The following is a 19,177-nucleotide window of genomic DNA, read 5'->3' on the forward strand; positions in this document are numbered from 1 at the left end:
GTTGCCGTAGGCGATGCCGCTCTGGTGCTCCATCCCCAGGTGGGGCGCCTCGATGAGCTTGTAGCCGTCCTCGTACCAGGGATACGGGCCGAACCAGTGCTCGAAGCAGCGTAGCATCGGAGTCACCTGCTGGAACTGCCGGCGCGCCGCCTCGAGGTGCTCGGCCAGGGGCCAGAAGTCCAGCGTCAGGCGGCCCGCCTCCCCGGTGAGGGTGTCGCTGAAGTGGGCGTAGCGACCGGCGTTGACCACGACATTGTAGTTGTTGATGGGCGCGGTGACGAACCACTCGAAGGTGGTGGTGCTGTCGCCGTTAGGCGTGGTGCTGCGGAGCCGCCCGTTCGAGACGTCCACGAGCGGATCGGGCACGGTGATGGCGATGCGCTGGCTGTCCGGCTCGTCGGCCGGGATGTCCTTGTTGGGCCACCAGACGCTCGCGCCGAGCCCTTCGTTCGACGTCGCGATCCAGAGACCGCCGCTGCTGTCGCGGGTCCAGGTGTAGCCGCCGTCCCACGGCGGGCGCGGGGCCACGCGCGGCGTGCCGTGGTAGTGGACCGTGACGGTCTTGACGTCGCCCGTGCGCTGCAGGGCGGTGAGCCTCACGAAGAAGGCGTTGCCGTCGCGGCGCCAGGTGAGGTTCCGCCGGTCCTGCACCACGCTGTCCATCTCCATCGGGACCTGGAGGTCGATCTGCATCTCCCGCGCGGGCGGGGCCGGAGGGCCGAGCACGCGGTAGGTGATCCCGTTCCAGCCGCGGATGGTGCTGTCGGCGGGGTTCACGCGGACGTGGAGGTCGTAGAAGGTCGCGTCCCACCAGGCGCGCGCCGGGCCGTTGGATCCGCGCAGCGTGTCGCCGTGGGCGAAGCGGGTGGTGTCCTGGGCCGCTGCCTGGGTGAACGGGCAGAGTACCAGGCCGGCGAGCAGTGCGATGTGGCGCATGGGCGTATCGAGTCGAGGTTGGGGTGAGCCGGGAGGCACGCTGGAGATTGGAGCGGCGCGGGGCCGGCGGCAAGGGTCGCGCCGCGCTCCGGCAAGAAAGAAGCGCCGGCACGATGGCCGGCGCTTCGAGTTGCCCCTCCTGGGCTCGAACCAGGACTCTCCTGATCCAGAGTCAGGCGTGTTGCCAGTTACACCAAGGGGCAGAAATGACAGTTGTCAGACGCGCAGACGCGACAGACGCGCAGTGGAGCTGAGGGGGCTCGAACCCCTGGCCTCCTGGGTGCGATCCAGGCGCTCTCCCAGCTGAGCTACAGCCCCAGTGAGGCGCGAAAGGTAGCCGGGCCCGCCAAGTTGCTCAACCCGCAGACCCTACACCTCCGCTCGCCAAGCTGAAACGGCGCCTGCCCTTACCGGCGCCACGTCCCCGCCGCATCTTTGCCGTCCCCCATTGCGGAGTACGACGATGGCCGGAACCATCCCCCTCGGCCGGTTCTGCTGGCACGAATTGCTCACCACCGACACCGACGCCGCTGCGGCGTTCTACACCAAGGTCGTCGGCTGGGGACTCATCCCCTGGGAGCAGGATCCCTCCTATCGCATGTGGTCCGCGGACGGCGTGCCGATCGGCGGGCTCATGGCGCTCCCCGACGACGCAAAGAGGATGGGCGCGCCCCCCCACTGGCTCTGGTACGGCTCCACGCCCAACGTGGACGACACCGTCGCCCACGCCTACAGATTGGGCGCCAAGCCCCTTTCCGGCATGATCGACGTGCCCAACGTGGGCCGCATGGCCGTCATGTCCGACCCGCAGGGCGCGGTCTTCGCCGCCTATCAGCCCGCCGGCGAAACGTCCGGACACGACGGCAAGCCCCGCGTGGGCGAGTTCTCCTGGCACGAGCTGGCCACCACCGATTGGAAGGCCGCGTTCGACTTCTACCGCGCGCTGTTCGGCTGGGAGAAGACCGACGTCATGGACATGGGCCCGGGGGGCATGTACCTGATGTTCGGCCGCCTAGGGGTCACACTGGGCGGAATCTACAACAAGCCGCCTGAGATGCCCGCTCCGCCCCATTGGCTCTGCTACGCGCGGGTGCCGGATGCGGACAAGGCCGCCGCGCTCGCCACCAAGCTCGGCGGGAAGATCCTGAACGGCCCGATGGACCCCCCGGGCGGGGATCGCATCTACCAGTGCATGGACCCGCAGGGGGCGGCGTTCGCCGTGCACGCCGTTGCGGTGGCCGCGGTCGTCGCGGCCAGGCCGGCGAAGCGCGCCGCCAAGCCGAAAGCGGCGCCGGCGAAGAAGACGACGAAGAAGAAGACCAAGAGCGCCAAGAAGAAGACCGCGAGGAAGCAGGCCAAGCGGAAGCCGGCCCGCCGCGCCGCAAAGACGAGAAAGCCCCTGCGTAGCAAGAAGAAGCCCGCGAAGCGCACGGCCCGCCGGAAGGGCCGCCTCCGCTAGCGGCCGAGCGCGACGGCGCCATGCGCGCCATGCTCCTCGACGCCCCGGGTCGCCCGCTTCGCGCGACCGACCTCGAACGCCCGATCCCCGGCCCCGGCCAGGTGCTGCTCGAAGTGCGGGCCTGCGGCGTTTGTCGCACCGATCTCCACCTGGCCGACGGAGAGCTGAAGGATCCCAAACTTCCCCTCGTCCTCGGCCATGAGATCGTCGGGTCCGTGGTCGAAAACGGCCGTGGCGTCACTCGCTTCGCGAAGGGAGACCGCGTCGGCGTGCCGTGGTTGGGCTGGACCTGCGGGACCTGCCGCTACTGCCGCTCCGGCCGAGAGAACCTCTGCGATCGCGCCCGCTTCACCGGCTACCAGATCGATGGCGGATACGCGGAGTACACGGTCGCCGACGAGCGCTTCTGCTTCCCCATACCGGCCGGCTTCACCGACCGGGAGGCCGCACCGCTCCTCTGCGCCGGCCTCATCGGCTACCGCTCCCTCGTCGCCGCCGGGGACGCCGAGCGGCTCGGCATCTATGGATTCGGCGCCGCCGCGCACATCGTCGCGCAGCTGGCGCGCCGGCAGGGGCGCCGCCTGTTCGCGTTCACCCGGCCCGGTGACCTGGCGGCTCGGCGCTTCGCCCTCGACCTCGGCGCTGAGTGGGCGGGCGACTCCGACCAGCCCGCGCCCGAGCCGCTCGACGCCGCGATCATTTACGCGCCGGCGGGCCAGCTCCTTCCAGCCGCCCTTCGCGCCGTCGCCAAAGGCGGGACCGTGGTGTGCGCGGGCATCCACATGAGCGACATCCCCTCGTTCCCCTACCAGATCCTGTGGGGCGAGCGCGTCGTTCGCTCGGTCGCGAACCTGACGCGGAAGGACGGCGAGGAGTTCCTGCGGATCGCACCCCAGGTTCCGGTGCGGACGGAGATCGAGCCCTTCCCGCTCGCCGAGGCGAATGCGGCGCTGGCGCGGTTGCGGGCGGGTGAGGTGCGGGGAGCGGCGGTGCTCACTCCCTGAACGGGACGTCGATCTCCATGCCGTCCTTGGCCACCACGGTCTCGGGAAAGACCGCCCGCGCCTCGTCCAGCAGCACTGTGGCGTCCCGCGAGTAGCGGGCCGAAAGGTGGGTGAGCGCCAGCCGCCGCGCGCCCGCGTCCCGGGCCACTTCCGCCGCCTCACGCGCCGTCGAGTGCCCGGTCTCCACCGCGCGCTCCTTCTCCTCCTCGCCGAAGGTGGCCTCGTGGACGATCAGGTCCGCGCCGCGCGCGATCTCCACCGTGGCCGCGCACGGCCGCGTATCGCCCGAGTACACGACTTTGCGGCCCGACCGCGGCGCGCTCACGATCCCTTCGGGCCCCACCACTCGGCCGTCGTCGAGCGTCACCGCATGCCCGCGCTGGAGCTTGCCCCAGAACGGCCCCTCGGGCACCCCGGCCGCGCGCGCCGACTCCGGATCGAACCGGCCCAGGCGGTCCCTTTCGATCAGCGCAAAGCCCACCGCGTGCGAGCCGTGCTCCACCCCGAACACCCGGAGATCGTAGCCGTCGCGAGCGAGCGTTTCGCCCGGCTCCACCTCGCGCACCTCGACCACGAACGGCGCCCGCTCCGCGCCGAGCTGGAGCGCCTTCTCGAGGACGCGCTTCGCGCCCCGCGGGCCGAAGAGCCGCATGGGGTCGGTGCGGCCCTGGAGGCCAAGCGTTCGCATCAGGCCGATGACGCCCAGGTAGTGGTCCGCGTGGAAGTGGGTGAAGAAGATGTCGTTGAGCGCAAAGGTCACGCCGTTGCGCATCATCTGCCGCTGGGTGCCCTCGCCGCACTCGAACAGCAGACTCTCCCCTTCGCGCGTCACGACCAGCCCGGAGACGTTCCTCTCCACCGTGGGCCGGGCTGCGGAAGTGCCGAGGAATAGGACCTTGAGCAACTAGAAGACGCTGACGTGGATATAGCGGCCGGGGTTGGCCTTGAAGTCGGTGAGCAGGTCGGCGAGCGCCGTGTTGGTGCGCCGCAGGTCCCCGACGATCGTGGTGTCGTTGAAAAGCTGGCCCACGGCGCCGCGCCCGCTGTTGATCTTCGTCATGAGCGAGTCGAGGGTTGCGCTGGTGCGCGTCAGCGTCGAAGTGACCTGAGCCAGGCTCGCGCTGGCGTCGCGCATGTGACCCATCGTCTCGGTGGCCGGCGTCGTGTTCCGGGCCAGGAGGAGGTCCATCCGCTGGAACACCTGGCGCAGGCTGACCAGCGCCCGGGTCAGCTCCTGCGACGGGGCCTGGCCCGCGTTGCCGAGCTGCTGGAGCGACCGCCGCGCCTGGACCAGCACCGCGCGCAGCTCGTGGGTCGTGGAGGGAGCGAACATCTCCGTGGTGTTCGCGAGCAGCTCGCGCCCCCGATCCGAGAGTCCCGCCGCCATCTCCGACAGGTCCTGGTCCCGCGTCCCGCGGATCAGCGAGTCCAGCGGCTCGCTCGCCGTGCCGGGCTGGTAATCGACATACCGCGCGCCGAAGAAGTCGAGGGCCTTCACCGCCGCCCTGGCGTCCCGTTTGGCCTGCCCGCCCTGGCTCAGCTCCAGATAGACCGAGACCTGTCCCGGCGCGTCGAGCTCTACCTTTCTCACCCTGCCGACGGTGACACCTGAAGTCCGGACCGGGTCGCCCTCCTTGAGCCCCACCACGTCGTCGAACGTGGTGCGTACCAGCTCGCCCGTCCGCAGCGACGTGTTCTTCAGCCACAGCAGCAGATAGACGAATATCGCCGCCGCGACGAGGATGAAGAAACCGACCGCGGCCTCCCGCCGGTAGCGCAACTCCATCAGGCCTCCAGCTCCGCGACCTCGAAGTCCCGTTCGAGGAACTGGCGCACCACCTCGTCCTTCGCCGCCATGAACTCCTCCGCGGTGCCCACCTTGCGGATCTTCCCGTGGTCCAGGAGGGCGATCCGGTCGGCCACCTTGAACGAGCCCCGAACGTCGTGCGACACCACGATGCTGGTCACCTTCAGCTCTACCTGAAGCCGCTGGATGAGCGCGTCCATCGCATCCGCGTTCACCGGGTCGAGTCCCGAGGTCGGCTCGTCGTAAAGAAGATACTCAGGGTGCCCGGCTATCGCCCGCGCGATGCCCACCCGCTTGCGCATCCCTCCCGAGAGCGACGCCGGCATCAGCCGCCCCACCTCGGGCCCCAGGTTCACCAGCTCGAGGCACTCGGCCACCCGGGAGTCGCAGAACCCGCGGTCAGCATAGCACGACTCGTCCGAGATGCCGAGCCGGATGTTCTCGTAGACGCTCATGGAATCGAACAGCGCGCCGTTTTGGAAGGCGTAGCCGATCTTCCGCCGCAGCTTCGAAAGCTGCTTCCGGCCCAGGTTCGGCACCGATACCCCGTCCACCAGCACCTCGCCGCTGTCGGGCTTGATCAGCCCGATGATGTGCTTGAGCAGCACGCTCTTGCCCGTACCCGACGGGCCGAGCAGCGCGACCGTCTCGCCCTTCTCCACCGAGAAGTTCACGCCGTCAAGCACCACGTGGCGGCCGAACTTCTTGTGCACGTCCCTGAGCTCGATCACGACGGCAGCAGGACCTTGGCCAGGACCACGTCGAGCAGCAGGATCAACACCGATGCGGCCACCACCGCGCGGGTTGCCGCGCGCCCGACCCCTTCAGCGCCCTCGGTCACCGACACGCCCACGTAGCAGGGCACGATCGTCACTACCGCCCCGAACGCCTCGGCCTTGATCACCGAGTACCAGATGTCGAAGGTTCGGAAGAAGTACCGCGAGCCGTAGGCGAAGTCGTAGTCGGTGATCCCGAGCGTGCGCTTGGCCGCCCACCACCCGGTGATGATGCCCGTCACGTCGGCGACCACGACCAACGCCGGCACCATCAACAGCCCGGCGAGGACCCGCGGCAGGATGAGGTGCGACACCGGGTTCCGGCCGAGGGATTCGAGCGCGTCGATCTGCTCGGTGACCCGCATCGTCCCGAGCTCCGCGGCGTAGCGCGCGCCGATGCGCCCGGCCAGCAGCAGGCCGGTGAAGACCGGCCCCATCTCGAGGATCATGCTCTCGGTGATGACCGTGCCCACCAGATAGAGCGGGATGTTTCCGGTGAACTGGTAGCCGGCCTGGATCGCGGTGACGCCGCCCACGAACCCCGAAGTGATGATGATGAGGAAGAGGCTGCCATAACCCACGCTCATGCACTGCTCGATCGCGCGCGGGAACCAGACGCGGTATTCCGGCAGAGCACGGACCAGCTCGACCACCAGCATCCCCAGCCGCCCGACGTGCTCGAGCGCGCCTACCGCCGGCCGTCCGAACGCGTGCGAGATCCTCACGCTGTACGGCAACGGCACGCGATGCTCGCCGGTCACTCTGGCCGTCTGATCCATATTATCTAGCTCGCGCAGATCCTTCCTTCACATCTTCTTCACCGTCTTGACGCCCTATCTCCCGAACGCCACGAACCCCAGCGACAGCAGAATCAGGTTCCCGGCGATCGTGCCGGCCCAGGCGAGCTTCACCCGCACCGGCTCGGCCTCGGGCCTGCGCTCCCCCGCATCGAGGCTTCGTTTCGCCGCGCGCGCCATCTTGCCGGTGAGCGGCGTGACTACGAAAATCGCCAGGATGCCGGCCACCAGGCCCGCGCCCTGCATCCCCATCAGCCAGACCGCGCCGCCCATGTCGCCCGGCTGCGCGGCGAGGCGCATCGTGAGCACGATGCCCGACACCGTCGCGATCACTGCGGCCGGCAGCACCATGACGCGCTGTACCTTCTCGAGAGTGATCCAGGTATGGGCCCAGGATTCGAGTCCCGCCTTCTTCGCCGCCATGCCCCAGACCATGAAGGTCATCTGGGCGCCGAGCCACACCGAGAAGCCGACCCAGTGGAGGAAGAGAAGCACCGCCTATCTCCCGTCACCCATGGAAGCCTCGGCCGCCACGAAATCCGCCGTGATCTCCTGACGTCCCGAGAAACCGGCGTCCACCTCGTGCCAGTGGCTCACCGCATCCTCGCCGTGGCGCCAGCAGAGGCAGATCAGCCGCCCCTCATGGCGTCCGTAGAAGTCCACCAACCCCTGCTCCAACCCCTTGAGAAGGCAGCCGACGGACTCCAGCTCCGCTACGTAGCCATTGATCCGCTCGGCCACCGCGTCGATCTGGCGGCGCAGCGACTGCTGCTCCGGCGACTCTCCCCACTCCGGCCGCGAGTTGGCCGCCACCACCTCGTGGCGCGCCACCAGCTCCTGCCAACGGGGATGCTCGGCGACGACGTCGTCCACGATCCGCCGCACCAGCGGCAAGGTCCGGTTCGCGCCCTCGATGGTGAACACCTTTGCGTCCTCGGCCAACCGACCCACCTTTCGAACTACGTCTTCCCGATTCGTCCTGCCGCCGTTCCGCCGTTCCGCCCTGCCGCCCTGCCGGCCAACGCCGCATGCCCGGCCCGATATCCCGCCTCGATGAATTCTACCGTGCGGTCGAAGGTGAAGGTCCCGTGCCGGTCCACCGCCGGTTCGACCAGCAGCAGCTGCGGGCGCCTCGGGTCCTCCCGCCAGGCCGCGACTGTCCGCGCTTTCTGGTCGGCCATGAGGATGGCCAGCGCGCGATCGCTGGCAGCGAGCAGCGCCGGCGATCTTGGCATCCAGGGCGGCGGCCCCTCGAGCACCGGCCCCACGTCCACCGCGACCACGAGGTCCGCGCCGCTGTCCGCGGCCAGCTCGAGCGGCAGGACCTGAAGGAGCCCGCCGTCCGCATATCGGTGCCCGCCGATGGTCGCAGGCGGGAAGTAGAGCGGGAGCGCCATGGAGGCGTACACGGCCTCCGACACCGTGCAGTCCGTCCGTCCCGCCGAACCGAAGACCTCCAGGCGGCCGCTGTCCACGTCCACCGCCGTGAGCCGCATCGGCAGCCTGAGCGACGCGAAGTCGTCCACGGGGAGGATGCGGCGAAGGAACGCCCGCGCCGGCTCCGGCTTGAGCACGCTCGCCGCGCCGATGCCTCGCAGCATCAGACCCGCGCGGTTGACGACGAATACGTCCTCCCGGCGCATCCCGCAGACCAGCGGTACGATCTTCTCGTAAGGCATCCCGCCCGCGATCAGCGCCGCGATCAGCGCCCCGCCCGATGTCGCGATCAACTCGGCCGGCGCGAGTCCCGCCTCCGTCAGCGCGTGCAGCGCTCCTACGTGCGCCATCGCCTTCATGCCGCCGCCCGACAACACCGCGACGACGCGCTCCGGCTTCACCTCGCGGGTCCAGCCGCCTCGGCGATCCGGGCTGTCCGCCGCGCCTCCGCTTCCCGAAACCGGATCTTCTCCTCGTCGGTCTCGGGGATCACCGGCGGCACCGGCACCGGGCGACCGTTCTCGTCTATCGCCACGAAAGTGAGGTACGAGCTGTTGGTGTGCCGCTTCGTGCCGGTGAGGAGGTTCTCGGCCTCCACCCGCACTCCTACCTCGATCGAGGTGCGGTGCGCGTAGTTGACGCTCGCGTGCATCGTGACCAGCTCGCCCAGGTGGATAGGCTCGCGGAAGTGCACCCGGTCCACGGACACCGTGACGCAGACCCGTTTCGCATGCCGGATCGCGCTCACCGCGGCGACGCGGTCGAGCATGCCGAGGACAACGCCGCCGTGCACGCTACCCATCACGTTGGCCATGTGCGGCATCATGACTTCGGCTATCGTGGTGTGCGACAGGCGCGGAGGGCGTCCATCCACGTCAGTAGTCCACCGGCCGGAGGTAATAGTCGCCGATAGCGGTCTGGCTCAGCATCGCGACCGTCGGCAGCTTGCGCTTCCAGTGCGTCGCGCCGAGCCGCCTCTCCACGAGCCCCACTTCCTTGGCCGTGAAGCCCAGCGCCACTATCTCCTCGGGGCGGAACCCGCGCAGCAGCCAGTACAGGATCCGGTCGGCCTTGGCGTAGGGGATGCCGAGGTCGCCTTCGTCGGTCTGGCCCCTGATGAGGTCGGCGGTCGCGGGCTTCTCTACGATCTCTTTCGGCACCCCGAGGTGGCGCGCCAGCGCCCAGACCTGGGTCTTGAAGAGGTCGCCGATCGGGTTGATGGGAGGCGAATCGTCCGCATGCCAGGTGAAGTAGCCCAGGAGGCGTTCGGTCTTGTTGCCGGTGCCCAGCGGCAGCGCCTTGAGCTTGGCCGACTGGTCGAACAGGACGATCATGCGCGCCCGCGCCATGACGTTGCCCCGTCGCGACGGGTCCGCGTCGGGCTCGGAGGCGTTCAGGTAGCCGTCCACCGCACTCGACACATCGATCGTCCGGACCTGGATGCCGAGCGCTTTCGCCACCAGCTGCGCGTGTTCGAGGCTCTCCGGGTTCGAGGTGCGATACGGAAGCATGAATGCACCCACGCTCTTAGGCCCGAGCGCCTTGGCGGCAAGGTAGGCTGTCACGGCGCTGTCCACCCCACCCGAAAGCCCGACCACCACCTGCTCGAACCCGCGCCGTTGGTGGACTTCCGCCCGGATGAACTCGAGCAGCCAACGCTCGACCAGCGCGCAGTCCATCGCCAGCGGGTCGGCGGCAGCGATCTGTCCGTCCGTCCGTCCGCCCGTCCGCCCGTCTTTCTTCACCGACGGATCGAACCTGACCTTGGTCCGCTCCGAACTCCGCAGGCCGTCTATCAGGTGCGGCAGACGCGTCTCCAGGTCCGCCAGCAGCGGCAGGTCCGCCCGTGCCCGGCCCACCTCGTCGAAATCCACCACGGCCTCGAGCAGCGCCTCGTCCCACAGGGGACCGCGCACCAGCACGTCGCCCCGAGGCGTCACCACGACCGAACCCCCCGCGAAGCCCTTGCCGCCTTCGAAGCCGACGAGTTGCGCCACCGCCACCCACACCCCGTGCTCTTCCGCCACGTGCCGCGCGATCCTCTCCCAGCGCGAGACGTTCGCCGGCCGCGCGACCGTCTCCTCCAGAGGCTGAGTCCCCCTCGCCGGTGACGCGGAGGGAACCAGTATCAGCTGCGCCCCGTCCAGGGCGGCGATCGTCGGGGCGAGCGAGTGCCAGGCGTCCTCGCAGATCACGATCGCGATGCGCCCGAATCGGGTGTCGAAGGCCTGCACGGAAAGGCCGGCCTCGACGAAGCGCTCCTCGTCGAAGACCCCGTAGGTGGGCAGGAAGACCTTGCGGTGGACGTGGGTGACGCCGGCCGACGGGCCGCCCAGCGTCGCGTAGAGAGCGGAGTTGTACAGGTGGCCGCGCCACTTCTCGTAGAAGCCCACGGCAATATCGATCGGCGGCCCGCCCCCGCGCTCGTGAACGGCTACCAGGTCCTCGAACAGGGTCCCGGCACTGACCGCGAGGTCCCTGACACCTCCCTCGAGGAGGTAGCCGGTCATGGCCGCCTCAGGCAGGACCAGCACATCGGGCGGATCCTTCCGGCCGGCGATCCCTTCCAGGACCCTTCCGACGCGAGCCAGGTTCTCGGCGTAGTCGCCCTTGGCGGGCTTGAACTGGGTTATGGCAAGGCGCAGCATGTGGAGGTGGAAGATAGCGTCCGGGACTCGCGCTCGCCTACCGCCGCGCGTCGGTGCGTCGGTGCGTCTGTGCGTCTGCGCGTCTGTGCGTCTGCGCGTCTGCGCGTCTGTATGAGGTGACCAGCCTCACCGACTCCCGCCCTCTTGATGTACATTTTGTCCGTCGTCCCGCCGATACCTGAAGCTCAAGCAGCCGACAGGAGACGCACCCCGATGCATCTGTCTTCCAGCTCGCATGAGGCGCCGAGCGGCCACTACCCGTTCCGGACCAGGCTGGAGGCGGCGATGATACTTCGCGGAGTGATTCGGCTGAAGCTGGACGAGGGCGAGGTCGAGGTGCAGCCACGCACCTGGTATCGGCAGGGCGGGACGCAATACCTCGAGGCCAGACGGCGGGACAGCGGCGAGCGGATGCGGGTGAAGCTGGACCAGATCAGGGATGTCAGCGCCTACTAGAGCTCCCGGATCCCCTGCCCGCACGGTAAGACTTACGGTCCACCAGAGAGATTCGGGTCGAACGCCGAGCCCGGGATGTACGCCCGTCCGCGGAATCCGCTCCCGGTGACGCCGATCGCCCGGAGTTGGGGAGGCGCCGCCAGCGCCCCCGCCCACACCGCGTACACCGGCAGCGACTCCTCCTTGTCCACGAAAACCACCCCTGTCTCCTGGACCGGCTGGTCTGCCGTGATGCCGAGTCCGCCGCCTGCGCTCCTGAAAGCGCGCCGGACCGAGCTCCACCGGATCACCCAGTACGCCCGCGCCGCGATGAGCGTGTCCCCCGCCGAGCGGTAGGCGGTGAGAACGTAGCCGCTCGAGCCCCCCCCGGGGGCGCGCCGCGGGTCGTCGAAGGGCAGCGAGTCGCTCCATGTTGCTCCGGCCGGCGCGGACCAGACGGGAAGCCGCGGAATCACGTGGCGGAGCTCCAACGGAAGCGCCGATGCGCGCACTTCCGCACAGGCCGGGACCACCGGGTCGCATCCGGGCTCGACGCCCGACAGCTCACCGAGCCGCCCGACCTCCAGGTAGAACTGCAGCGTGTCCCCAGAAGAGTTTGCTTCTAGCGTCGCCGGGCGGCCCGGCATGGACGTCACCTTGAGCACGCTGTCGTGCCAGACCAGGTACCGGCCCTCGCGCACCGCGAACCTGATCGTCTTGCGCTCCTCGTAGCGGACGAGCCGCTGCCCGTCGCGCTGCGTTTCTGAAACGTACTCGAAGCCGTAGGCGAACCGGTCGGGCCAGCGGAACCCCAGGGGACTCGGCGAGCGCGCCGTCTCATTGCCGCAGGCGAGCGTCGAGAGGGACACGCCGATGATCAAGGCGGAAAGCCGACCGTGTCTGTATGATGACATTATGATGTCGTGATGCTGTTCTTTTCGGCAAGGCCGTTCGCCGCAGTCCGGCTGAAGCGCCGGAACAGCACGTATCCCGCTGCCGAAAAGAAAGCCAGTCCGCCCCACAGCTTGGCTTCGAAGAGCGCCGGGTTCGCCACGTCGGATGGCGGGATCACCGATGTGACCATCGTGAGGATCGTCGCGCTGAGTCCGAGCGTCGTGACCAGCCGGAGCCCGATTCGTCCTCCGGGAATCCGCGCGACCTCCGGCCCGTCGTCCGGGCGGCGAAGCCGCGCCGCCGCGAGGAAGATGTAGAGGAACGGGATGAAGTTCATGGTGATGGTCATGTCGAGAAGGATGAGGTACGCCTCTCGCACAGTCGAGCCGGCCTGCGACGCCACGATGAGCACGCTGGTGAGGGCGGTCTGGACGACGATCGAGACGTGCGGCGTGCCGTACTTGGGGTGCAGCGTGGCCAGCGACGGCGGCAGGAAGCGGTCGAGGCCCGCGGCGTACGGGATGCGCGCCATGCCGCCCAGCCACGCGCCCACGCCGCCGAGGACCGAGAATGACACCAGGACCGCCGTAAGAACCGGGAGCCAGCGCCAGCCGGCGTGGCCGGCTACCGCCTGAACGGCGCCGAGCCCTCCCGATATCGGGCTCACTTCCGCGGGCGGAACGGCCACCAGGATCGCCGAGGTGCCGAGGATGTAGAGCACGGCGATCATCGCTCCGGAGATCAGCAGGGCCCTGGGCAGCACGCGCCGAGGCTCCTTGATCTCGTCGCCCATCACGGGTGCGAACTCGAGCCCCACCAGGGCGAACGAGAGCGTCCCGAAGTAGGCGACGGTCCGGACATCGCCCAGCGACCGGCTCACCTCCGACCAGTGCCATGGCGTGGCCGACCCGAATCGCAGGAACGCAGTGATGCCCGCGGCGATCAGCAGGACGGCGGCGATCCAGCTCGCCGCGGCTCCACCATTGGTGACCCGCTTGCCAAGCGACAGACCTCGGATATTGAGCCAGGCCGTGAACCACAGTACGCCCAGGGCGAGCGGCACTACGAACCACGGGTCATCGCCGAGGCCCGGGCGCGCAACCACGAAGACCAGATTGGCCGCGAGGAAGAAGAGGAGCGAGGGGAGGTAGGTGAGGTTCGTGACCCAGTAGAACCAGGCGCAGATGAAGCCGTGAGCGTCGCCGAAGGCACGGCGGGTCCACCGGTAGAAGCCGCCCTCCGCCGGGTCGCGCGTGGCCATCTCAGCCACCACCAGGCCAACTGGAACGAAGAACGCGCCGATGGCGAGCAGCCAAAGCAGGATGGATGCCGGCCCCATCTTGGCGCCGGTCGCCATCCCGCGCAGGCTGAAGATGACGGTGACATTGAACAGCACTACATCGGTGAGCGAGAGAACGCGTTTGAGCTGGGGCGGGCTCATGGTGCCGCAGAAAGTAAGCGAAAAAGGGGCCGGTCGCCTGGGTGGCGCCGACCCCGCTTCGAATCAACCGGGCTTTCGTCCGGCTTTCCGCTCGGTCCGCCAGGCGGCGGACAAAAACGTCATGAGGAACGTCGTAACGGCGGAATCAGGGACGTTGCTTGTCGTCCCACTCTCATAATACGCCGAACGACCCGAAATGTTTCATCGCCGCTGCTGCGGGGGCTCCGGGGGCGGCTGCGCCGGGTAGATCAGCGAGTCGCGCACCTCGGGCATCTGGTTGGGCGGGCGCCGGGTCGGCGCGATGGCCGGAGGCGCCCTGGTTTCGCCCCCGAGGCTTCCGACGATGCGGCCGACCATCAGCGACCCCGCGATCAGCGCCAGGGTGACCAGCACCTGGACGACGCTCCTGCGCGTGGTGGGAATGAGCTGCCGCAGGCGGGTGTTCTCTCGGCGAAGTTCCAGCTTCTCGATCGAGCGCTCGACCGTCGCCACGAGGTGCCGCAGATCCACCGGCTTGGTGAGGAAGTTCTCCGCGCCCATCTGCATCGCCTGGACCGCGGTCGGGATGTCACCGTAGCCGGTGAGGAGGATGACGAGCGCCCGCTTCCTGCGCAGGATCTCGAGCACCTGGAGGCCGTCGACGTCCGGGAGTCTGAGGTCGAGGATGGTGACGTCGGGTTCCTGCGACTCGAACGCGGCGACACCCTGTTTTCCGGTAGCGGCCCGAACCACTTCGTACCGCAGGCGCCCGAAGTACTCCGAAAGTCCCTTGAGGACGGCTTCGTCATCATCGATGATCAAGACCCGGCGGCCTTCGCCGCTTGCCGGCTGAGTGGATGCGGTCATAGGCGACAACCTAGAACAACTCGGTCTGGTCCGCCAGCTTCTGAGGCTCGACCAGGAAATCGGACGGCTTGGTGTGCCCGGGGTAGAACGGTCCGGTCCATGCCGGGTAGTTCCAGCCCTGCGTTCCCAGGAGAATGGCGGCGGACATCAGCCGAATTGGCAACGCGGGGCTCGGACGCGCAACTTCCGTCCATGCGTGTCCCGTCTGCTCATTCCTTCCGGATAGCCATCGTTGGCGCGCTCCTCGCCGCGCCGGGCGTCGCCCTCGGCTACGCCATCTTCATCCACGACGCGCTCCCCGCCAGCGCCCTCGGCGCCTCGCGCGCCCCATCGGGGCTCGCCGTAGCGCGCGACACGCTCGCCGGCGCGACGGACGCCGCCGTGGACCGGTTCCGCGGCTGGTTCTACGCGCGAGCGCGGGCGCTGCCGGACGCCGGCCTGCGCAACGCTTTCCGCGCCCGCTACCCGACGCCGGGATCATTCGATGCCCGCGCGATGAAGGAGCTGCTGATGATGAACGGCCAGGCGCTGGTGCTGGGTCTGGACTCGGTCGCCGCCGTGTATCGCGCCCGCTCCGCGACGGACAGCGCGCTGGATCCGCACCCCCAGTACCGACCCGGCGCCCGAATCACTCTCGAGAGCGCGCTCCAGCTCGGCTCGATCTACGTGGACCTGGACCGGCGCAACCAGGACCGGCTATGGCGGCGCGCCAATGGAGCTCCGCGGCTCACCAGCGGCGGCGACACGATCCCGTTCGATCCGATGACGCTGAACATGGGGAAGCTCACCGGCGGGTCGAGCCAGGCGCACGCGCACTACGGCCTGAACCACCACCCCAAGTCCAGCGAACCATCGGTACTCAAGTCGGCGCCGTGGGACTTTGCCAAAGGAACGATGACGCGCCTCATCAGCCAGCAGCTGGCGTACCTGAGCGCGGCGGAGGCACGGCGGGCGCAGTGGATCGCCGCGCACGGAGGGCTCGGGGGCCGATGAGCGTACCGGTCGTCATCGATACCGACCCGGGCATCGACGACGCGCTCGCGCTGATCCTCGCGGCGCGATGGAGCCGGGCGGACCTGCGCGCCGTGTCGGTCACCTACGGCAACACCACGCTGGACCTCGCGGCGCGGAATGCGCGGATTGTCCTGGCGAGGGCGCCGGCCGAAACGCTCGTGCTCCCCGGCTGGGACCGCCCGCTCACTCGGCCGCTCGTGACGGCAAAGGAGACGCATGGAGCTGATGGTCTGGGTGACCACGCCGCGCCCCCTCCCGACCCGGTCCATCCGTCCGGCAGCGCGTTGCGCGATGCGCTGCGCGCGGCCCGGGAGCCGGTCGTCCTCGTCACGCTCGGCCCGCTCACCAATCTCGCGCTCGCGCTCCGGCTCGACGCGGACTTCGTGCGAGCGCGCGTCGTCCGGCACGTGGCGATGGGCGGCAACATCGCGGCCGCCAGCAACACCGGGCCGCACTCCGAGTTCAACGTCTGGTGCGATCCCGAGGCGGCGCGCGAGGTATTCACCGCGGGGCTGGGCACCGTCATGGTGGGCCTCGACGTGACGCGGCGGCTCGTGATCCCGGCCGCCGCGGTCGCCAAGCTCGCCACCCACCCGGACGAAGATGCGCGCTGGTTCGGCCGGTTGCTCGGCTTCTACGTGCGGTTCCACCAAGACGTCGAGGGCCTGCACGGCGCCGTCATCAACGATCCGCTCGCCGTCGCGCTCGCCCTCGAGCCGTCGTGGGGGCGCGCGGAACCCATCCCGGTCGGCGTGGACCTCTCCGAAGGGCCGGAGCGGGGTCGGACGACCATCGGCGACCTGGACGCCGGCGATCCGCGGATCATGGTCTACCGGGACTTCGACGCGCGCCGGGTGCGCGAACTGTTGCTGGAACACCTCTTCGGTCGCTGGCTTACGGACGCCGATTTCGCACCGTAGCTTTCGCGGCCATGACGACACCGGCTCCCCAAGTGGTCAAGGTCGCCATCGTCGGCGTGGGAACGATCGGCCGTGGCTGGGCCGCGCTCTCCGCCGCTAACGGCTGGCACACCGCCCTCTACGACACCGAGGTGAACACCGCCGATCGCGCCGTCGCCGAGGTAGCCCGCCGCGCCCGCGCGCTGGTCGCGGTAGGGCGGGCCCAAGGGGAGACGGTGGAGGCTGGGCTGCGACAGGTGCGGCTCGGCCGTTCGCTCCTCCAGGCTTGCGGGGAGGCCGACTGGATCATCGAGTCGGTGAAGGAGGACCTGTCGCTCAAGCAGCGGGTGTTCGACAACATCGACCAGGTGGCCCGCCCCGATGCGGTGATCTCCTCGTCCTCCAGCGGACTCCCGATCACCGAGATCGCCTCCCGCTGCCGCGACCAGTCACGCTGCATCGTCGCCCACTCGCTGAACCCGCCGGAGCTGATCCCCCTCGTCGAGGTGGTACCGGGGAAGTTCACCGCCCCAGCGACCACCGAGACGGTCCGGGGCTGGTTGCGGACGCTGGGCAGGATCCCGATCACGCTGAAGCGCGAAGTGCCGGGCAACGCGGTGGGCCGCATCTCCGCCGCCGTCTGGCGCGAGTGCATTGACCTGGTCTTGAGCGGCGTCATGGACGTCGACGACATCGACCGCGCCGTCTCACTCGGCCCCGGGTTGGGATGGGCCGCTGCCGGCCCACATCTCACCTACCACCTGGGCGCCGGTGAGGGCGGAGTGAACGTCTTCCTGCAGCAGCTGTTGATGTCGTTCGAAACGTGGTGGGGGAGTCTGGCGCAGTGGACCAAGCTCGAACCGGAGCAGGTGCGGGCGCTGACGAGTCAGATCGAGAGAGCGTACGGCGACAAGCTGGAGACGATACGGGAGGCGAGGGACAGGCGATTGGCGGCCATACTCAAAGGTTTGGAGGCCGCCAGGAAGCAGTAGAGTTGCAGGGTTGCAGAGTTGCAGCGGATCGAAGGTGGAAGGTGGCAGCTACAGCTCATCCCTGGCGGAACCCGATCCGCCGACGCACCGGTGCCGGCGGCACCATCAGCTCGCGGATCGCGTCGAACACCACCCTGAACTGGGCGTCGTACTTCTTCTCCGACTCGTCCCCCGGCGTCACGGACCGAGCCGCCTCCGCCCGATGGCCGGCGATGTTCGAGCGGTCGGCGCGGTTCCTGGTGTAGCTCGCGCTTTTCGATACGGTTCGCACGATTTTTCACTTGGCAGCGGCGCATCTTCCCGCCATGATGTAGTCGTGAATCCGGGTCACGATGTGCTGCCGTCCCGCCGGAGCAAGCTGTTGGAGCGAGTGCGCGAGACGATGCGGGTGCGCCATTTGAGCCCGCGGCCGGTGCCGGGCGGGTCGAGCTGCCCGACGCGCTGGATCGCAAGTACCCCGAAGCTCCTGGCGAGTGGGCGTGGCAGTGGGTCTTTCCGGCGCGGCGGATGTACCAGGACCGGCGGACGGGCGAGCGCCGGCGTCATCACCTGCACCCCTCGCTGGTGCAGCGCTCTTTCGTGGCGGCCGTGCGCGCCACCGGGACCGGCAAGCGGGCCACCTGCCACAGTCTGCGGCACTCCTTCGCCACCCACCTCCTGGAATCCGGCTACGACATCCGGACTGTCCAGGAGTTGCTGGGCCACCGCGACGTGCGCACCACGATGATCTACACCCACGTGCTCAACCGGGGCGGTCTCGGGGTTCGGAGTCCCGCGGATGGGCTGCTCGAGCTGTCGGCAACCCCCGTTCCTCAGCGTCGTCCGGGCGCCATCGCGTAGCGCCGCCGCCAACACGGCGGGCCGGCCGACACCCGTACCTTCGCCACCGCCGGGCCGAGGCCTTGCGGATAGACCGCGATCTCGTGCAGTCTATCACCGGCTGGGGTTCGGCCCGCCGCGGCCGCATCTTCGTTGGTGCCGGGGGGTTGAACCGCTTTTCGCCCGCGCTCCGGCGAGCGATAGGTTGCGAGGAGATGCTCGACCGGCGTGCTAGACAGTTCTGTTCAATTACTAGTTAGGCGCACTCCCGCCGGCCATCCCTGCTCGGGTGGCCGCTGCTGAAGAGGAGGCTCGATGTTCCCTGTGTTGGAGTGGTGGGGCTACCTCGCCATCGCCGCGCTACCAGTCCTCGGCTTCGGCCTTGGTGCCCGTTGGATGTACTGGCGGGAACGAATGATGCTGCGTCCACCAGAGCCGCCGGCGACTCCCCTGCCCTCCGGAAGCGATCTCGACACCAGAATGATTGGCGCCGTCGAATCACTCCAGCGGCAGCTGGAGGAACTCGCGGAGCGGCAGGATTTCGCCGAGCGCATGCTGGCGCAGCGATCGCCGCAGTTGCCTGCGGGCGGCGCGGCGCGCGAGCAAGATACGCCAGCGTGACGTCTCAGTAACGCCGTCCCGGCTGGCGGTCAGCGCCTAACCAGCGCTTGCAGTTGCCGGGCCGCCCTCTACCCTTAGAGGTAGGCGCCGGGCACGGTCTGGGCGGCCCGCAACTGAAGCGCTATTCGTTAGGCCGCAACACAGGCCTGCCCGGTGGCCCCACTTCCTGCATTGAGCTCTTAATCCTTGATCCTAGCCGCGCGGACCCCAGCAGCGGGCTACCGACGCCCCGGCGCGGCCATCTGGTTCGGGTCCTGATAGATCATCACGTGCGCCCACGGGGTGCCCGCGAACATGATGTACGTGCCCGCCCCGTTCTCCTTTGTCGGCAACCCGGTGCCGGCCGGGTCGT

Annotated in this window: 22 protein-coding genes, 2 tRNA genes and 1 pseudogene; 8 read left to right on the top strand and 17 right to left on the bottom strand. The window is 68.9% G+C overall.

Annotated features, from left to right (window positions below; all coding sequences use genetic code 11):
- From Q8Q85_12560 to Q8Q85_12570, 3 genes are all read right to left on the bottom strand, one after another.
- Positions 1-936, bottom strand: a 936-nt coding sequence (locus Q8Q85_12560; protein MDP3775088.1) for a hypothetical protein, incomplete at its 3' end; no start/stop codon positions are given.
- Positions 937-1,066: 130 nt separating this feature from the next.
- Positions 1,067-1,139 (bottom strand) — tRNA-Gln (locus Q8Q85_12565).
- Between the two features lie 42 nt (positions 1,140-1,181).
- A tRNA-Ala gene (locus Q8Q85_12570) sits at positions 1,182-1,254 on the bottom strand.
- A 145-nt stretch (positions 1,255-1,399) separates the two neighbouring features.
- Between Q8Q85_12570 and Q8Q85_12575 the strand changes: the two genes are divergently transcribed.
- Both Q8Q85_12575 and Q8Q85_12580 read left to right on the top strand, forming a co-directional pair.
- Complete coding sequence (locus Q8Q85_12575) at positions 1,400-2,395, top strand: VOC family protein (protein ID MDP3775089.1); 996 nt, start codon at positions 1,400-1,402, stop codon at positions 2,393-2,395.
- Between the two features lie 20 nt (positions 2,396-2,415).
- On the top strand, positions 2,416-3,399 hold the full coding sequence (locus Q8Q85_12580; protein MDP3775090.1) for a zinc-dependent alcohol dehydrogenase family protein: 984 nt from the start codon (positions 2,416-2,418) through the stop codon (positions 3,397-3,399).
- On the opposite strand, the gene rnz is transcribed toward Q8Q85_12580, so the two are convergent.
- From rnz to Q8Q85_12625, 9 genes are read right to left on the bottom strand one after another with little or no spacing between them, the layout of a single operon-like run.
- Positions 3,389-4,303, bottom strand: coding sequence for a ribonuclease Z (gene rnz / locus Q8Q85_12585; protein MDP3775091.1), 915 nt, complete (start codon positions 4,301-4,303; stop codon positions 3,389-3,391). The two genes, Q8Q85_12580 and rnz, sit on opposite strands and share 11 nt — an antisense overlap.
- Positions 4,304-5,185, bottom strand: a complete 882-nt coding sequence (locus Q8Q85_12590; protein MDP3775092.1) for an MlaD family protein — start codon at positions 5,183-5,185, stop codon at positions 4,304-4,306. It lies immediately after the preceding gene.
- Positions 5,185-5,937: an ATP-binding cassette domain-containing protein gene (locus Q8Q85_12595; protein ID MDP3775093.1), complete on the bottom strand. Its 753-nt coding sequence runs from the start codon at positions 5,935-5,937 to the stop codon at positions 5,185-5,187. The genes Q8Q85_12590 and Q8Q85_12595 overlap by 1 nt, the downstream gene beginning before the upstream one ends.
- On the bottom strand, positions 5,934-6,761 hold the full coding sequence (locus tag Q8Q85_12600; protein ID MDP3775094.1) for an ABC transporter permease: 828 nt from the start codon (positions 6,759-6,761) through the stop codon (positions 5,934-5,936). The genes Q8Q85_12595 and Q8Q85_12600 overlap by 4 nt, the downstream gene beginning before the upstream one ends.
- Positions 6,762-6,815: 54 nt before the next feature.
- The gene (locus Q8Q85_12605; GenBank protein ID MDP3775095.1) at positions 6,816-7,274 is read right to left on the bottom strand and encodes a hypothetical protein; all 459 of its coding nucleotides are present in this window, start codon (positions 7,272-7,274) and stop codon (positions 6,816-6,818) included.
- A gap of 3 nt (positions 7,275-7,277) precedes the next feature.
- The gene (locus Q8Q85_12610) at positions 7,278-7,721 is read right to left on the bottom strand and encodes a DUF2203 domain-containing protein (protein ID MDP3775096.1); all 444 of its coding nucleotides are present in this window, start codon (positions 7,719-7,721) and stop codon (positions 7,278-7,280) included.
- A gap of 17 nt (positions 7,722-7,738) precedes the next feature.
- Positions 7,739-8,617 (bottom strand): patatin-like phospholipase family protein, encoded by an 879-nt coding sequence (locus Q8Q85_12615; protein MDP3775097.1) that lies wholly within the window; start codon positions 8,615-8,617, stop codon positions 7,739-7,741.
- Positions 8,614-9,090, bottom strand: a complete 477-nt coding sequence (locus Q8Q85_12620; protein ID MDP3775098.1) for an acyl-CoA thioesterase — start codon at positions 9,088-9,090, stop codon at positions 8,614-8,616. Before Q8Q85_12620 ends, Q8Q85_12615 begins: the two co-directional genes overlap by 4 nt.
- A 1-nt stretch (position 9,091) precedes the next feature.
- A complete protein-coding gene (locus tag Q8Q85_12625) occupies positions 9,092-10,864 on the bottom strand; it encodes an NAD+ synthase (protein ID MDP3775099.1) in 1,773 nt (590 codons plus the stop codon).
- 285 nt (positions 10,865-11,149) lie between these two features.
- On the opposite strand from Q8Q85_12625, the gene Q8Q85_12630 reads away from it, so the two are divergent.
- On the top strand, positions 11,150-11,320 hold the full coding sequence (locus Q8Q85_12630; GenBank protein MDP3775100.1) for a hypothetical protein: 171 nt from the start codon (positions 11,150-11,152) through the stop codon (positions 11,318-11,320).
- A gap of 32 nt (positions 11,321-11,352) precedes the next feature.
- Here the strand turns inward: Q8Q85_12630 and Q8Q85_12635 are convergent, their stop codons facing one another.
- From Q8Q85_12635 to Q8Q85_12650, 4 genes are all read right to left on the bottom strand, one after another.
- The gene (locus Q8Q85_12635) at positions 11,353-12,180 is read right to left on the bottom strand and encodes a hypothetical protein (protein MDP3775101.1); all 828 of its coding nucleotides are present in this window, start codon (positions 12,178-12,180) and stop codon (positions 11,353-11,355) included.
- 32 nt (positions 12,181-12,212) lie between these two features.
- Positions 12,213-13,634: an APC family permease gene (locus Q8Q85_12640; protein ID MDP3775102.1), complete on the bottom strand. Its 1,422-nt coding sequence runs from the start codon at positions 13,632-13,634 to the stop codon at positions 12,213-12,215.
- A gap of 201 nt (positions 13,635-13,835) precedes the next feature.
- The gene (locus Q8Q85_12645) at positions 13,836-14,435 is read right to left on the bottom strand and encodes a response regulator (protein MDP3775103.1); all 600 of its coding nucleotides are present in this window, start codon (positions 14,433-14,435) and stop codon (positions 13,836-13,838) included.
- A gap of 55 nt (positions 14,436-14,490) precedes the next feature.
- Positions 14,491-14,628 (bottom strand): hypothetical protein, encoded by a 138-nt coding sequence (locus Q8Q85_12650; GenBank protein MDP3775104.1) that lies wholly within the window; start codon positions 14,626-14,628, stop codon positions 14,491-14,493.
- Between the two features lie 44 nt (positions 14,629-14,672).
- Between Q8Q85_12650 and Q8Q85_12655 the strand changes: the two genes are divergently transcribed.
- The 3 genes from Q8Q85_12655 to Q8Q85_12665 are packed head-to-tail and all read left to right on the top strand — an operon-like array spanning position 14,673 to position 17,385.
- Entirely contained in the window at positions 14,673-15,473 is an 801-nt protein-coding gene (locus Q8Q85_12655; protein MDP3775105.1) for a hypothetical protein, read from the top strand.
- Positions 15,470-16,414 (top strand): nucleoside hydrolase, encoded by a 945-nt coding sequence (locus tag Q8Q85_12660; GenBank protein ID MDP3775106.1) that lies wholly within the window; start codon positions 15,470-15,472, stop codon positions 16,412-16,414. The genes Q8Q85_12655 and Q8Q85_12660 overlap by 4 nt, the downstream gene beginning before the upstream one ends.
- A gap of 11 nt (positions 16,415-16,425) precedes the next feature.
- Positions 16,426-17,385 (top strand): 3-hydroxyacyl-CoA dehydrogenase NAD-binding domain-containing protein, encoded by a 960-nt coding sequence (locus Q8Q85_12665; protein ID MDP3775107.1) that lies wholly within the window; start codon positions 16,426-16,428, stop codon positions 17,383-17,385.
- 55 nt (positions 17,386-17,440) lie between these two features.
- On the opposite strand, the gene Q8Q85_12670 is transcribed toward Q8Q85_12665, so the two are convergent.
- A complete protein-coding gene (locus Q8Q85_12670) occupies positions 17,441-17,656 on the bottom strand; it encodes a hypothetical protein (protein ID MDP3775108.1) in 216 nt (71 codons plus the stop codon).
- A 152-nt stretch (positions 17,657-17,808) separates the two neighbouring features.
- On the opposite strand from Q8Q85_12670, the pseudogene Q8Q85_12675 reads away from it, so the two are divergent.
- Both Q8Q85_12675 and Q8Q85_12680 read left to right on the top strand, forming a co-directional pair.
- Positions 17,809-18,225: pseudogene (locus tag Q8Q85_12675) on the top strand (tyrosine-type recombinase/integrase).
- 294 nt (positions 18,226-18,519) lie between these two features.
- Positions 18,520-18,825, top strand: coding sequence for a hypothetical protein (locus Q8Q85_12680; protein MDP3775109.1), 306 nt, complete (start codon positions 18,520-18,522; stop codon positions 18,823-18,825).
- Positions 18,826-19,177 lie beyond the last annotated feature (352 nt).

It is taken from the genome of Gemmatimonadales bacterium (genome assembly GCA_030697825.1).
Classification (GTDB): domain Bacteria; phylum Gemmatimonadota; class Gemmatimonadetes; order Gemmatimonadales; family JACORV01; genus JACORV01.

Coding starts and splice junctions, on each gene's coding strand:
- Q8Q85_12575 (MDP3775089.1), top strand. CDS start 1,400: ATGGCCGGAACCATCCCCCTCGGCCGGTTCTGCTGGCACGAATTGCTC.
- Q8Q85_12580 (MDP3775090.1), top strand. CDS start 2,416: ATGCGCGCCATGCTCCTCGACGCCCCGGGTCGCCCGCTTCGCGCGACC.
- Q8Q85_12590 (MDP3775092.1), bottom strand. CDS start 5,185: ATGGAGTTGCGCTACCGGCGGGAGGCCGCGGTCGGTTTCTTCATCCTC.
- Q8Q85_12600 (MDP3775094.1), bottom strand. CDS start 6,761: ATGGATCAGACGGCCAGAGTGACCGGCGAGCATCGCGTGCCGTTGCCG.
- Q8Q85_12625 (MDP3775099.1), bottom strand. CDS start 10,864: ATGCTGCGCCTTGCCATAACCCAGTTCAAGCCCGCCAAGGGCGACTAC.
- Q8Q85_12630 (MDP3775100.1), top strand. CDS start 11,150: ATGATACTTCGCGGAGTGATTCGGCTGAAGCTGGACGAGGGCGAGGTC.
- Q8Q85_12640 (MDP3775102.1), bottom strand. CDS start 13,634: ATGAGCCCGCCCCAGCTCAAACGCGTTCTCTCGCTCACCGATGTAGTG.
- Q8Q85_12650 (MDP3775104.1), bottom strand. CDS start 14,628: ATGTCCGCCGCCATTCTCCTGGGAACGCAGGGCTGGAACTACCCGGCA.
- Q8Q85_12655 (MDP3775105.1), top strand. CDS start 14,673: ATGCGTGTCCCGTCTGCTCATTCCTTCCGGATAGCCATCGTTGGCGCG.
- Q8Q85_12660 (MDP3775106.1), top strand. CDS start 15,470: ATGAGCGTACCGGTCGTCATCGATACCGACCCGGGCATCGACGACGCG.
- Q8Q85_12665 (MDP3775107.1), top strand. CDS start 16,426: ATGACGACACCGGCTCCCCAAGTGGTCAAGGTCGCCATCGTCGGCGTG.
- Q8Q85_12680 (MDP3775109.1), top strand. CDS start 18,520: ATGTTCCCTGTGTTGGAGTGGTGGGGCTACCTCGCCATCGCCGCGCTA.